General features: G+C 35.3%; 13 protein-coding genes. 8 read left to right on the forward strand and 5 right to left on the reverse strand.

What is annotated here, in order from left to right; genetic code table 11:
- Positions 1–5: 5 nt before the first annotated feature.
- On the forward strand, positions 6–1,883 hold the full coding sequence (locus HH304_RS00080; RefSeq protein WP_169677409.1) for an OmpA family protein: 1,878 nt from the start codon (positions 6–8) through the stop codon (positions 1,881–1,883).
- On the opposite strand, the gene HH304_RS00085 is transcribed toward HH304_RS00080, so the two are convergent.
- The 4 genes from HH304_RS00085 to gpmI form a co-directional block, all read right to left on the reverse strand.
- The gene (locus HH304_RS00085) at positions 1,876–2,841 is read right to left on the reverse strand and encodes a TerC/Alx family metal homeostasis membrane protein (protein ID WP_169677410.1); all 966 of its coding nucleotides are present in this window, start codon (positions 2,839–2,841) and stop codon (positions 1,876–1,878) included. The two genes, HH304_RS00080 and HH304_RS00085, sit on opposite strands and share 8 nt — an antisense overlap.
- Positions 2,842–2,984: 143 nt before the next feature.
- Positions 2,985–4,793, reverse strand: coding sequence for an ABC transporter ATP-binding protein (locus HH304_RS00090; RefSeq protein WP_169677411.1), 1,809 nt, complete (start codon positions 4,791–4,793; stop codon positions 2,985–2,987).
- 4 nt (positions 4,794–4,797) lie between these two features.
- A complete protein-coding gene (locus HH304_RS00095) occupies positions 4,798–5,358 on the reverse strand; it encodes a hypothetical protein (protein ID WP_169677412.1) in 561 nt (186 codons plus the stop codon).
- A 116-nt stretch (positions 5,359–5,474) separates the two neighbouring features.
- A complete protein-coding gene (gene gpmI, locus HH304_RS00100; RefSeq protein WP_169677413.1) occupies positions 5,475–7,007 on the reverse strand; it encodes a 2,3-bisphosphoglycerate-independent phosphoglycerate mutase in 1,533 nt (510 codons plus the stop codon).
- Positions 7,008–7,162: 155 nt separating this feature from the next.
- On the opposite strand from gpmI, the gene HH304_RS00105 reads away from it, so the two are divergent.
- From HH304_RS00105 to HH304_RS00135, 7 genes are all read left to right on the forward strand, one after another.
- Positions 7,163–7,564, forward strand: a complete 402-nt coding sequence (locus HH304_RS00105; RefSeq protein ID WP_169677414.1) for a DUF4783 domain-containing protein — start codon at positions 7,163–7,165, stop codon at positions 7,562–7,564.
- Complete coding sequence (gene nadC / locus HH304_RS00110) at positions 7,561–8,421, forward strand: carboxylating nicotinate-nucleotide diphosphorylase (RefSeq protein ID WP_169677415.1); 861 nt, start codon at positions 7,561–7,563, stop codon at positions 8,419–8,421. Before HH304_RS00105 ends, nadC begins: the two co-directional genes overlap by 4 nt.
- Positions 8,422–8,614: 193 nt before the next feature.
- Positions 8,615–9,088, forward strand: coding sequence for a YcxB family protein (locus HH304_RS00115; RefSeq protein WP_169677416.1), 474 nt, complete (start codon positions 8,615–8,617; stop codon positions 9,086–9,088).
- 27 nt (positions 9,089–9,115) lie between these two features.
- Positions 9,116–9,304: a hypothetical protein gene (locus HH304_RS00120; protein ID WP_169677417.1), complete on the forward strand. Its 189-nt coding sequence runs from the start codon at positions 9,116–9,118 to the stop codon at positions 9,302–9,304.
- 5 nt (positions 9,305–9,309) lie between these two features.
- Positions 9,310–9,780, forward strand: coding sequence for a regulatory protein RecX (locus HH304_RS00125; RefSeq protein ID WP_169677418.1), 471 nt, complete (start codon positions 9,310–9,312; stop codon positions 9,778–9,780).
- Between the two features lie 5 nt (positions 9,781–9,785).
- Complete coding sequence (locus HH304_RS00130) at positions 9,786–10,499, forward strand: NRDE family protein (protein WP_169677419.1); 714 nt, start codon at positions 9,786–9,788, stop codon at positions 10,497–10,499.
- A 42-nt stretch (positions 10,500–10,541) separates the two neighbouring features.
- A complete protein-coding gene (locus HH304_RS00135; protein ID WP_169677420.1) occupies positions 10,542–11,570 on the forward strand; it encodes a radical SAM/SPASM domain-containing protein in 1,029 nt (342 codons plus the stop codon).
- A 2-nt stretch (positions 11,571–11,572) separates the two neighbouring features.
- On the opposite strand, the gene HH304_RS00140 is transcribed toward HH304_RS00135, so the two are convergent.
- A complete protein-coding gene (locus HH304_RS00140) occupies positions 11,573–12,781 on the reverse strand; it encodes a lipoprotein N-acyltransferase Lnb domain-containing protein (RefSeq protein ID WP_169677421.1) in 1,209 nt (402 codons plus the stop codon).
- Position 12,782 lies beyond the last annotated feature (1 nt).

The following is a 12,782-nucleotide window of genomic DNA, read 5'->3' on the forward strand; positions in this document are numbered from 1 at the left end:
AAAATATGGGTCTGGTCAGATATGGTTGGCTATTATTTTTCTTTCCATTAATTATCAATGGTCAGGATTACTATGAGGATCCGGGTGATAAATATCCTAAATATTGCCAGGAATGTCTACAGACCCTTGATAATCTCCCTGCTACGATAGAATATGGCCTGACAGGTAGAGGTGACAGCGTTTTTTTCGTCACCAATGACATTGAATGGCTTTTTGAATCCTTGTTAACATCATCCAAAGATGGGCTGATGGTGGATGTGGTTAGTAAGGAATTATATAAATGCGGAGATAAAGTAGGCTATTCGCAACGAAGCCTTCATCGTGGCATTTTATTACCTCCCGTTTTTAAAGATGATCTTGAAGACAGGGTTGTTTTTAAAGACAATGGATATTTTTATATCTTTCTTGGATCAACTCTCGGCATAGAATTAAAATCACAAAACCTTGAATACAATCTGATAATCCTTCAAAAAGGATATCATTGTTATTACAACACCTTTTATGACCTTCCTCCTCCTAGTTGGAGGTTGCCTCTATCATTTTTCAGGGTACAGGAAGACACTGTATTTTTAACCGAAAAGTATAAATGGATAGGTAAAGACACGATCAGGTTTACTGTTCCTTTTGATAAGGCAGAAACGCAGATAAATAAAGTTGCTCTCAATAAACTCCTTTTCAACCTAAACCTGTTTGAAAATAATATCGATAGTGTCGTAATCTATGGTTTTGCTTCAATTGAAGGTAGTGAAGAGAGAAATAAGATTCTTCAGGAAAACAGAGCGAAGTCAGTAGCAGGTTATATCAGGGGATATTCGGAAAATCGCTTCCCACTTGAGATAATGACAGAGGAAAACTGGGCCCAGTTCTATCGTGACATAGGAAAATCTCCATGGGCATATCTCGTTAACAAGCCTAAAAGCGAAATCCGGAGTTTTGTTAATGCTAATAGTGGCACTTTAGAACAAATCCTGAAAAACCATAGAGCTACTGTGGTTGACTTATACTTAAGTCCGAGAGAATCTGAAATCAACACTTACTCAACTATTCCTCAAGATTTTTTTAAGTATCCGCCAACCCCATCGAAAATTGACGGATTACTAAAATATATCAAGAAGAAAGAAATATCAATAGAGAATCTCCTCGGGAAAGTATTCAATGAAGCTAACGAGCCTTATAAATGGTTGAATGAAATCGTATTAACTGAGCACTTCAATGATAATATGACAGTTAAAGAAGCCTGGTGGTATATTGAGCGTTCAGGTAATTATGGTGATTTACCAAATTGGCTAAAATACAACAGTCTAAATCTGAGTTGTAAGCTTCTTTTTCACGAAAATGATTTTTCAACTATTGAAGAAAAGAAATACTTCGCCAGGCTTGAAGATGTACCAGACAGTTTAATTGATCAGGCATACTATAAAATAAGACTCAATAAATTCTTGTTAATGGCTGAAAGGGCTAAAAAACAAAAAGATTATAAAGAATTAGACCTGATTCTACAAGTACTCGATATGACCTTGAGAAAGACTGAACTAACTCCTAAAGAAACTCAGCAAACAGCCCGCTTCCTGGAGTATTTCGGCTTTAGTTCTATGGCAATTGATATTCTTTCAGAATATGCATACCAACAAGGTGTTTATTCTGGCTTAGTAAGTGATTATATAGCTTTTACCATCACTAAGGATGTTTTTCTAAGAAGTCCGGCTTATCGTGAATTATTAAAAAGATTTTCACAACGTGAAAAAGTATTGTACTGTAAACTTTTTAATTCTTATCAAGCAGGAGGAATCAGCTTCCAGTTACTGGAAGAAAGATATCTTAGAGATTTATATTGCTCAACTTGTGTAACGGAAACTTCGGAAAATCAGGAGAAAATCAATTAGCCAGTTTTTTTGGCAAGATCACCGACATAACAATTGACAAAGCCATTGTTCCGATTATTATAATAAAGCTTACTACAGGTTCGATCATTGGCTCTTCCCCAGGTTCTTCAAACCAGGTTAGTAGCATTTTGACTCCTATAAATACCAGAATTAACGATAGTCCTTTTTGTAACAGGTAGAATTTATCCAATATTCCAGCAAGAAGGAAGAACATTGCCCTTAACCCTAAAACTGCAAAAATATTTGAAGTATAAATCAGAAACTCATCAGTAGTAATTGCAAAAGCTGCAGGAATTGAGTCTACTGCAAAAATCAAATCTGTTGTTTCGATTAATATAAGAACTAGAAATAATGGAGTAAAAAACAAAGCCCCATTTCTTATCATCAAAAATTTTCCGCCGTAATTGCCCTTGGTGATTTTAAGGTACTTTCGGGTAAACTTGATAATTGGGTTCTTTTCAGGATTTATCTCATCATCTTCACTTTCAAATAGAAGTTTCACTCCTGAATAGATCAGGAAGAATCCGAAAATGTATAATATCCAGTGGAATCTTTCTACAAGGGCTGCACCAACAAATATAAATACCCCTCTAAATATCAACGCACCCAAAATACCCCAGAATAAAATCCTGTGATAGTGTTTTTCCTTGACTTTAAAATATCTAAGGATCAACAGGATAACGAAAATATTATCAAGACTTAATGCTTTCTCTAAAAGATAGGCAGTTAAATACAGGAAAAAATTTTCCTTGGAGGTGTATTGCTCAGTACTATATTCAAAGAAAATAAGTACCCCAAAAATAAGGGATATTATTATCCAAAATATGGTCTGATACATGGCACTTTTAGTGCTGATCTTATGGGATGACTTGTTAAGTATGCCCAGGTCAATCACTAAAAATCCAATAATTACAACCGCGAATATTGCTACTAAAGTGTAATCAACTTCCTGAAACATAAAAAAATATTTACAACTTCTCTTTAGGCCAATCTCGCCATTAAAAGTTGTTAATTATATACCACACTGGCGTTGAATGGGATTAAATTATCCTCGCAAGATACACGAATAATTGAATTATCAATGTAAAAAGATGAATTTTTTTAATCTTGTAACTGAAGTTGAACCAGGTTTTTATAAACTCCTTTTGCCCTTTGTTTTAGCTCCTCATGAGTACCACTTTCGGCTATTACGCCATCTTCAATAACGAAAATATTGTCTGCCTTTTTGATGGTCCCTAATCTATGAGCAATTATTATAGTTGTTCTGTCAGCCATTAATTTCTCTAATGCATCCTGAATCAAAAATTCAGATTCTGCATCCAATGCACTAGTGGCTTCATCAAGAATTAATAGTCTTGGATCTTTTAAAATAGCTCTGGCAATTGCAATACGCTGTCTCTGACCACCCGAAAGCTTAACACCTCGTTCTCCAACAAGGGTTTCAAATCCTTCCGGAAATGAATTTATAAAATCAAGGGCATTAGCTTTCCTGGCTGCTTCAATAATATCATCCTCAGAAGCTTCAGGATTACCATAAGCTATATTCTCTTTAATAGTTCCTCCAAAAAGAATCACTTCCTGAGGCACAACTCCAATTAAAGAACGATATTCTTCAAGATCCAGAGATTCGATATTTACATCACCAACACTGATTGTACCACTATCAGGCTGATAGAATCTCATGATCAATTGAGTAATGGTTGACTTACCAGCCCCACTCGGGCCAACTAATGCTACTTTTTGTCCCGGTTGAATATTCAGGCTAATATCTTTTAACACTTGCATTTCCTTTCTGGTAGGATAAGCAAATGATACATTCTGGAAAGCAACAGATAATTTTGGGTTTTCCGAGTCGATTGCTCCAGGTTCTTTACTTCTAGAAGGTTCACTATCTTCTTCAATAATCTCTAGTACACGCTCAGAAGCACCTACTGCACGTTGAATTTGTGGAATTATATTACCAATTCCCGCGATAGAACCACCCATGAATGCCGTAAAAAATACAAAGCTGGTTAAATCGCCCATGCTTATATCTCCATCCTGAACAAGTGTGGCTCCATACCAGATCACTCCGATTATTCCCCCCATTAAAAAGAAAATAATAAAAGAAACAAATAGGCCTTGATAAGTTGAAGTTTTAATGGCGATATCAACCTGGTCTTTTATTGAACGGCTATATCTTGAGAATTCGAATTTTTCATTTACAAATGCCTTTACCGCCTGAATACTTTGCATACTTTCTTCAGCAATAATATTGGTGGCGGCTAATTTATCCTGAGTCTCCCTTGACATTCTTCTGATGAACTTACCAAAGATCATTGCAACAATAATTATCAAAGGCAGGGTACCAAGCATGAACAAGCTTAGCTGTGGTGTCATTACAAAAATTACCACCGTTCCTATAAGTAATGTGATAATTTGTCTGAAAAACTCAGCAAGTGTTGTAGTGAATGTAGTATGTAATTGCGAAATATCAGAAGTCAGTCTAGAAACAAGCTCTCCCACGCGATGTTTATCATAGAAAGCCATAGGCAAAGAAAGAAACTTTGAAAACAAAGACTTTCTTAAGTCAGCCATACCGTTTTCACTAAATTTTGAAAACAAGTAAATCCTGCTAAATGAAAAAATACTTTGGACAAACAAAATTCCGAGTAATAATAACCCCAAATTATTGATTCCCTTTATCACCCATTCATTCTCTCCCTGAGCCTCATCAACAATTTTTCCAATTAAAAATGGTATTGCCAATAATACTCCTGACGAAACAAATAATGCTAGCATTCCTAATATAAAGGTCTTTTTATAGGGCATTACATATCTGAACACTCTATAAATTTTCCCTATATTTTCCTTATTAAGCTTTCTTTTCTCTCCTTCTTTAAGAGGCTCCCTTGTTCTTCCCTTCGCCATCTATTTATTCTATAATGCTTGCTTTAATACTATACTCGTTAAGACCTCTTAAGGCCATATTTTTTTGCTCAAAATAAAAATATTGCTTCAGCATCCTGCTTTCAGGATCAAAATCTAATTCAATTACCTTTTTAGTATGGTAAAGTATGTTTTCATCTTTGATTTCGGCAGAAATATGCTTGATCTTATCATCTTTTAATTCCACAGCAAATTTCCTTATATTAAAATAAGAAGTATCTGTTACCACATACTCCCTTCTTTCTACACCAGTTGTGAGATTCTGGCTTGTTGAATCTAAGGCATTTGCTTTAAAAATTTTTTCAGGCTTAAAATCAGATAGAAAACTTAACTCCTTATTCCAATTTACATCAGTTAACTCAACCACTTCTTCCTGGCCATTATATGTAACTGTCTTCTTCACTTTTAAATTTTCTTCTGGCAGAACTGCCATATTTAGCGAGTCAAGAATTTGTAATTGATAGGTAATAGGATGTACCTTATACGCTGAATATTTCTCGGGCTTATCCTGAGCGCATCCAGACAATATTCCAATAAGAAAAAACAATAGAAGTCGGTTAACCATCTTATTAATAACCTATACTATTAAAAATTAGTTGCAAACTTACTAAAAAATAAAAAAAGCCCGTTGTACCGGGCTTTATGATTTAACATTATTCTTTATTATTGACTAACTGGCTCTTTAATCAACACCTCACCAGTCATTTCCTCAGGAACTTTTAGATCCATCAACGTTAAAATTGTTGGCGCCAGATCTCCAAGCTTACCATCTTTCATTTTAACAGGTGATTTACTAACATGAATCATAGGAACCAGGTTAGTAGTATGTGCCGTATTAGGCGACCCATCTTCATTAATCATATAGTCACTGTTGCCATGGTCAGCAATGATGATTGAATCATAACCATGTTCTAACCCGGCTTCGGCTACTTCTTTAGCACATTGATCTACTGTTTCACATGCTTTAACGGCTGCTTCAAATACACCAGTATGTCCCACCATATCAGGGTTTGCAAAATTCAGACATACAAAATCAACTTCTTCCTTTTCAATTTCTTTTACTATTGCATCAGTAATCTCACGTGCGCTCATTTCTGGCTGAAGATCATAGGTAGCAACTTTTGGTGAAGGAACCAGGAGTCTTTTTTCACCATCAAACTCTGTCTCACGACCACCAGAAAAGAAAAAAGTAACATGAGGGTATTTTTCAGTTTCAGCAATCCTGATTTGTTTCTTATTCTGATCAGCCAATGTTTCTCCCAGAGTATTAGATAGATTGTCTTTCTCAAATATTACCGATACACCTTTGAATGTATCATCATATCGAGCCATTGTAACATAATGAAGATCCAGTTTCTTCATATCCTGCTCAGGAAAATCCTGCTGAGTAAGAACCATTGTAATTTCTCTTCCTCTATCAGTCCTGAAATTAAAACAGATTACTACATCACCTTCTTTAATAACAGCCAAAGGTTCCTTTCCATCTTCAGAACCAATTATCGGTTTTACAAATTCATCAGTTACACCTTCTTCATATGACTCTACTAATGCTTTAATCGGATCGGTAGTAATTTTACCTTCACCTTTAACCATTGCATCGTATGCCAGTTTGACACGTTCCCATCTTTTATCTCTATCCATGGCATAATATCTGCCAATTATGGTAGCCAATTTACCGGTAGTACCATCCATATGAGATTTTAAATCTTTAAGATAACCTTCACCACTTTTAGGGTCAGTATCGCGTCCGTCGGTAAATGCATGAACAAATACATCTTCTAGCCCCAATTCTGACGCATAACTTATCAATCCTTTAAGGTGATTTATATGAGAATGAACACCTCCATCAGAAACCAATCCAATGAGATGAACATTTTTATTATTCTTTTTAGCATAATCATATGCATTTGTCAACACCTCATTATCTTTGATTTCTCCACTTTCAATCGACCTGTTTATTTTCACAAGGTCCTGGTAAACAACCCTTCCGGCACCTATATTCATGTGCCCAACCTCTGAATTACCCATTTGTCCATCAGGTAATCCTACAGCAAGTCCCGAAGCCTCAAGCTTTGAATGAGGGTATTTTTCAAAGGCACTATCCATAAATGGTGTATTAGCCTTTGCAATTGCAGACACTTCCGGTTTTGTCGCTAATCCCCATCCATCTAGAATCATCAAGATAACTTTTCGCATATCAATAGATTATATTTATTTTTAATGTAAATTTAGCAATTCGGCTTGACCTATTTTAGTTAAACATATCCAAATTCCTGTAATGAATTTGTTTTTTGCATTTAACTGGCATAGTTTTAGCTTAATTATGAAGATGACAATATTTTTAAGATTTCATGTTTAAAATTAAACATCTTTTTTACTGTCTGATATTTTTCTTTGCAGCTTCGAATGTCTTTGGTCAGAACGGTGCAGCGTTGAATAATATTCAGGAAGCCATTAAAATTGGATCTTCGAGGGAGTTGGCAAAATATCTCAGCAACAACGTTGAGATTAATTTTGATAATGAAAGTTCTGTATACAGCCAGAATCAGGCAGAGTTTGTATTGAAGGAGTTTTTCATGAAGTACCCGCCTAAAGACTTTCAGGTCAGCCACCAGGGATCATCCAGTAAAGGTCAATTACGATATGCCATCGGAAAGTATATCTGTGATGATACTAGTTTCGTTGTTTTAATAAGGATGAAAAATATAGAAGGTGAATACATTGTTATTAACCTCACGTTCAATAAAGAATGATGGAATATTTGAATGAATCCTCCGTTGAGGCTTTTATAAAAGCTGCTTTAGCTGAAGACATTGGAGATGGTGATCACAGTACTTTGGCAAGTGTACCTGAAGATGCCATAGGAAAAGCAAAACTTCTTGTTAAGGATGATGGTATTATTGCCGGTATTGAAATGGCAAAACAGATATTTGACTATTTTGATCCTGAGCTTAAAGTTGAAACTTTAATTGGTGACGGAGCCAGAGTCAAGCAAGGTGAAATAGCATTTACTGTTGAAGGAAAAGCTCGTTCTATTTTGACATCAGAAAGGTTAGTATTGAATTGCATGCAACGAATGAGTGGAATTGCAACTTATACATCTAATCTGAATGACCTGATTTCCCACACCAATGCAAAATTATTAGACACAAGAAAAACTACCCCTAACTTCAGAATTTGTGAAAAATGGGCTGTAGTTATCGGGGGAGGAAAAAACCATCGTTTTGGTCTATATGATATGGTTATGCTCAAAGACAACCATATTGATTTTGCCGGCGGAATACATGAAGCTATTTCAGCAACGAAAAATTATCTTCATAAAAAGGGACTAGATCTTAAAATCGAGGTTGAAACCCGTAATCTTGATGAGGTTAAGCAGGTACTAGATCACGAAGGCATTTATTCTATACTATTAGATAACATGGGGCCTGAAATATTGAAAGAAGCAGTAGAATTAATCAATGGCAGAACTGTAACTGAAGCATCTGGTGGTATCACTGAAGAGACCATAACTGCTATTGCAGAAAGCGGTGTTGATTACATTTCTGTTGGAGCCTTAACTCATTCTGCTGGTAGCCTTGACCTAAGTTTAAAAGCTATAGATGAATAAAAGATCCGGAAGAAACCTGTTTTCACTGCTATTAAATGCTCTACTATTCACAATCATGATAATTTTCTTTTTTTATCAATGTGTAGGTTAACCTGCTTTATTGATCATTAAAGTCTTTATTTTATCAGACAATGCAATGGAAAAAAGGCATTTTATAGCTAGTTTTGCCATCCGTTAAAGCGTATTATTTAAAATGTTAATAAGAACAAGGAAATATCAGTTGCCGACCAACACTTATATTAAGTTGGGAATGGCTAATATACTTAAAGAACAATGGTGGGTGTTTTTGATCTATCTTGCAATTAATGCCGGAGCTTTGATCTGGCCTTCATGGTGGTGGTTCATTGGTTCAACGATAGCATTAGTCCTTTATCTACTATTCTGGTTAATCCAGTTTGCCGGCTTAACACAACACGAGCAAGGCAAAATGCTTTTCGAAAAACTTAGCTACGAGATTACTTCTCAGCAAATCTTGGTAAAAATAAACACCAAACAGGGTATGCCTATTAAATGGGATTTGATTACCAAGGCAAATAAAACAAAAGATGCTTTTGTACTATTTGTTAACAAAGCCCAGATAATTCACTGGCCATATAAGTTGTTTAAAACTGAAGGTGAAGTAAAATTCATTGAAGCAATACTTAAAAGAAAGAATTTAATTAAATAAATTGACCGGGTAACACCCGGTTTTTTTATGGCTGAACGTATTTTCCTTTTCATGCTCGGAGTATTACTTGCCAGCCCAGGCATGCTTACTCTATATATTGTCAGACATCGTCCCAGAACTTTCTTAAGAGAAGGATTCACTGGCTATCTGAAACTAATTTTACTATTTGCAGGTTTTGCCTTAATGACAATTGCTATCCTTGGATATTTTGCATAAACAAGATGGATAAACTGGTTATAAAAGAAGCACTGGTAAAATATTCCCGGTACTGCGCTATGCGTGAAGTCTGCTCTTCAGATATAAGAAAAAAGTTACTGAACGATAAAAAACTTGGCCTTTCCAAAGCCCAGACTAACAAAATTATTGACATTTTGATTGATGAAGGCTTCATAAATGAAGAGCGTTTTGCTGCAGCTTTTGTAAATGATCACTATAAATTTAATAAATGGGGCAGGATCAAAATAAAATACATGCTGAACTCTAAGGGTATTAAAGAACAGTATATTGATAATGCTCTCAAATCAATACCTTCTGAGGAATATCTCGATATATTAAGGAGCCTCATGAAAGAAAAATGGTCTAAACTTGAAAAGGAAGAAGACTATTATACTAAAAAGATGAAATGTGCTAACTTCCTTGCCGGACGAGGTTTTGAATCAGACCTTATCTTTAATGAAATTGAAAAACTTTAAGTTTAATGTGCACAGTAAGTTTTGCCAGGGTAAATAACGGTGTTGAAATTACAAGTAACAGAGACGAAACAATTCTTAGATCTAATGCTTTATCTCCAGCAATACACTTATATAAGCACACAAACTTAATCTTCCCAAAAGATCCTCAAGGAGGGGGCTCATGGATTGGCGGCAGTGAAAATGGCAACCTTGCCTGTTTATTAAATGGAGCGTTTGTCCCTCATAAACATAATCCACCTTACAGATTAAGTCGGGGGATAGTCTTGCTTGATGCATTAGTCACTAATGATGTTTCAACTTTTGTCAATAATTATAATGTTCACAACATCGAACCCTTTACACTTATTATTTATTCTAATGGTGAGCTGACTGTGTTTCGTTGGGACGAAAAAACCAGACACATTAAAACTCTTGATTCTAATAAAACCCATTTATGGGCTTCAGCTCCTCTGTATGGACCTGAAACTGTAAAAAAAAGAAAAGAATGGTTCCGGAAATGGGAAAAAGAAAACGACCTATCTCAAACATACAACATTAGAAATTTTCACTACCATGCAGGTGATGGAGATCCTGAAAATGATGTGATAATGAAAAGAGGGCCTTTTCTTCAAACTGTCAGTGTAACATCCATGCGCCTTTATAAAACCAGAATTTCAATCCTTCATGATGACTTGATCGGAGATAATTCGGGAGAAGAACATTTAGATATTGAAAAATAGTTTTTGTTGGCTACCAAATATCTATTCGATAAATTCACATCGATGGAATTTCTTTCTTCATACAAAGACAGCCTGAACTTTATCAGCAAACTAACCTTGCCCAAGGTTAGCAATGGTTTTAAGGTACTAGGAAGCTATTACTGGTCTAAATGGACTGGTAAAGTAAGGCAGGCAGGAATTCCTGTTTCTATAAGCGTCGAACCCACAACCTCTTGTAATCTCAGATGTCCTGAATGCCCCAGCGGACTCAGGTCTTTCACAAGAGATACCGGTGCTTTACAATTAGACACTTATAAAAAACTCATAAATGAAGTCAGCAACAGGCTGACATATCTTCTTTTATATTTCCAGGGAGAGCCATATTTGAATAAACATTTTTATGATCTGGTTAGTCTAGCTTCAAAAAATAGAATATATACTGCTACCAGTACTAATGCGCACTACCTGACAAAGGAAAATGCTGAAAAAACAGTTAAATCCGGATTGGACAGGATGATAATTAGTATTGATGGGACTACACAAGACACCTATCAGCAATATCGGGTGGGAGGCAAACTTGACAAAGTAATTGAAGGAACTAAAAACCTGATCGAAGCCAGAAAAAACTTGAAATCAAAAACCCCGTTTATTATTTTTCAATTTCTGGTAGTCAAACCAAATGAACATCAGATTGAAGATGTAAAACAACTAGCAAAGGATCTGGGTGTGGATAAAGTGGTTTTTAAATCAGCTCAAATTTATGATTATAAAAATGGATCCCCATTAATCCCTGAAAACACACAGTATTCAAGATATATTAAAACCGCGAATGGACAATATAAATTAAAATCTGAACCTGAAGATAGTTGCTGGAAAATGTGGCACAGCTGTGTTATGACCTGGGATGGTAAAATTGTCCCTTGCTGTTTCGACAAAGATGCTCACCACTCCATGGGATCTATAAGAGAAAACACATTTGAGGACATTTGGAAAAGTAAATCATATCAAAATTTCAGAAATCTACTTTTCAATTCCAGGGACCAAATTGAAATGTGCAAAAACTGTTCGGAAGGAAGCAAAGTTTGGGTTTAACCTCACACCCTTATTTGTAGCCCCTCCCTTTTTGTTGTAATCAAGTATATATAAAAACACCTCACAATTGACACCAAGATAATTGGTAAAAATGATGGATGATACTGCTGTGGTAAAAGCCCCCAAAGCAAAGCAATAAGGATCATAACCCAACCACAAATCAAAAAGTATCTTCTTAAATAAGTAGGGTAGGACTTTTTGAGTAAAAGAAACGCAAAAATCAAATGCGTTGGCCAAGCCCATAAAATATTGAGGTTGTTTTCTGCTGCATGATGATCTGTAAAGAACCAAAGAAAAGTTAACAGTAAGCCTACTAAACCCAATACAAAAAACCAGATAACATCAATGAACTTAAACCATCTATAATCCCGGTACCCGGTAAGAGTAATTAAAAATATTATTCCAAAAATTACCCAAAAAACAAGCATTGGAGTAAAAAAACCTGGTTTTTCACTTGCTGCAAGCTCTTCATTTCTGGTATAATGAATTATTAAATTATCTGAATCAGCCATTTTCTGCCCATTTACTTGAGAATGCAAAAACGCTTTTTCAACATATTCTGGTAGATAAGTATACTCTCTAGGAGTCATTTTTTTATCAATGGGCATACCAAGTCCAAGATTAATACCCACACTTCCCCAAGGCTGCCAGGCTAATAAATCATTAGTGCTTTCTCTAAAGCTTAAATCAGTATCTATAAATGTCCAGTCAGTTTGTAACTGTTCTCCTAATACCTCGGCAAAAACATCATAAACTTTAGTAGCACAATTATTATAATAATAGTCGTAATAATAGTTTTGGTTTTCAGGTTTGATATTATTTTTCAAATACTGGTGGATTGCCTCAGCCTGTCCAGGAGTTAGTTTAAGAGGAAGTTCTTTAACAGTACGATTTTCTCTAGAACTATAGTGATTAACATATGCCGGAAAAGAAGCTCCTCCAAGTTTATAAAGCAAATAACCCCTCGCAAAATTCAAATAAAAATTAGGCTGATTAAAGTCAAAGATTCCATAATTATACATGAAGTCTATTCCTCTTATCGGGTCATAAACTCGAATTCCTGAATGCCCAAAAGCTGCATATAACTCATTTTGTCCGGGTTCGATTGTGATAAGACTAATCTGAGCTTTATCACTAAGATCCTTCACTTGAGAAAAAGCGATATTTAATGACAAAAAAGTTATCGCTATTATTAAAAAGTATTTTTTCATA

The sequence above is a fragment of the Marinigracilibium pacificum genome, assembly GCF_012926615.1.
Lineage (GTDB): Bacteria > Bacteroidota > Bacteroidia > Cytophagales > Cyclobacteriaceae > Mangrovivirga > Mangrovivirga pacifica.

Coding starts and splice junctions, on each gene's coding strand:
- gpmI (WP_169677413.1), bottom strand. CDS start 7,007: ATGCGAAAAGTTATCTTGATGATTCTAGATGGATGGGGATTAGCGACA.
- HH304_RS00085 (WP_169677410.1), bottom strand. CDS start 2,841: ATGTTTCAGGAAGTTGATTACACTTTAGTAGCAATATTCGCGGTTGTA.
- HH304_RS00115 (WP_169677416.1), top strand. CDS start 8,615: ATGTTAATAAGAACAAGGAAATATCAGTTGCCGACCAACACTTATATT.
- HH304_RS00135 (WP_169677420.1), top strand. CDS start 10,542: ATGGAATTTCTTTCTTCATACAAAGACAGCCTGAACTTTATCAGCAAA.
- HH304_RS00140 (WP_169677421.1), bottom strand. CDS start 12,781: ATGAAAAAATACTTTTTAATAATAGCGATAACTTTTTTGTCATTAAAT.
- HH304_RS00105 (WP_169677414.1), top strand. CDS start 7,163: ATGTTTAAAATTAAACATCTTTTTTACTGTCTGATATTTTTCTTTGCA.
- HH304_RS00120 (WP_169677417.1), top strand. CDS start 9,116: ATGGCTGAACGTATTTTCCTTTTCATGCTCGGAGTATTACTTGCCAGC.
- HH304_RS00125 (WP_169677418.1), top strand. CDS start 9,310: ATGGATAAACTGGTTATAAAAGAAGCACTGGTAAAATATTCCCGGTAC.
- HH304_RS00090 (WP_169677411.1), bottom strand. CDS start 4,793: ATGGCGAAGGGAAGAACAAGGGAGCCTCTTAAAGAAGGAGAGAAAAGA.
- nadC (WP_169677415.1), top strand. CDS start 7,561: ATGATGGAATATTTGAATGAATCCTCCGTTGAGGCTTTTATAAAAGCT.
- HH304_RS00080 (WP_169677409.1), top strand. CDS start 6: ATGGGTCTGGTCAGATATGGTTGGCTATTATTTTTCTTTCCATTAATT.
- HH304_RS00130 (WP_169677419.1), top strand. CDS start 9,786: ATGTGCACAGTAAGTTTTGCCAGGGTAAATAACGGTGTTGAAATTACA.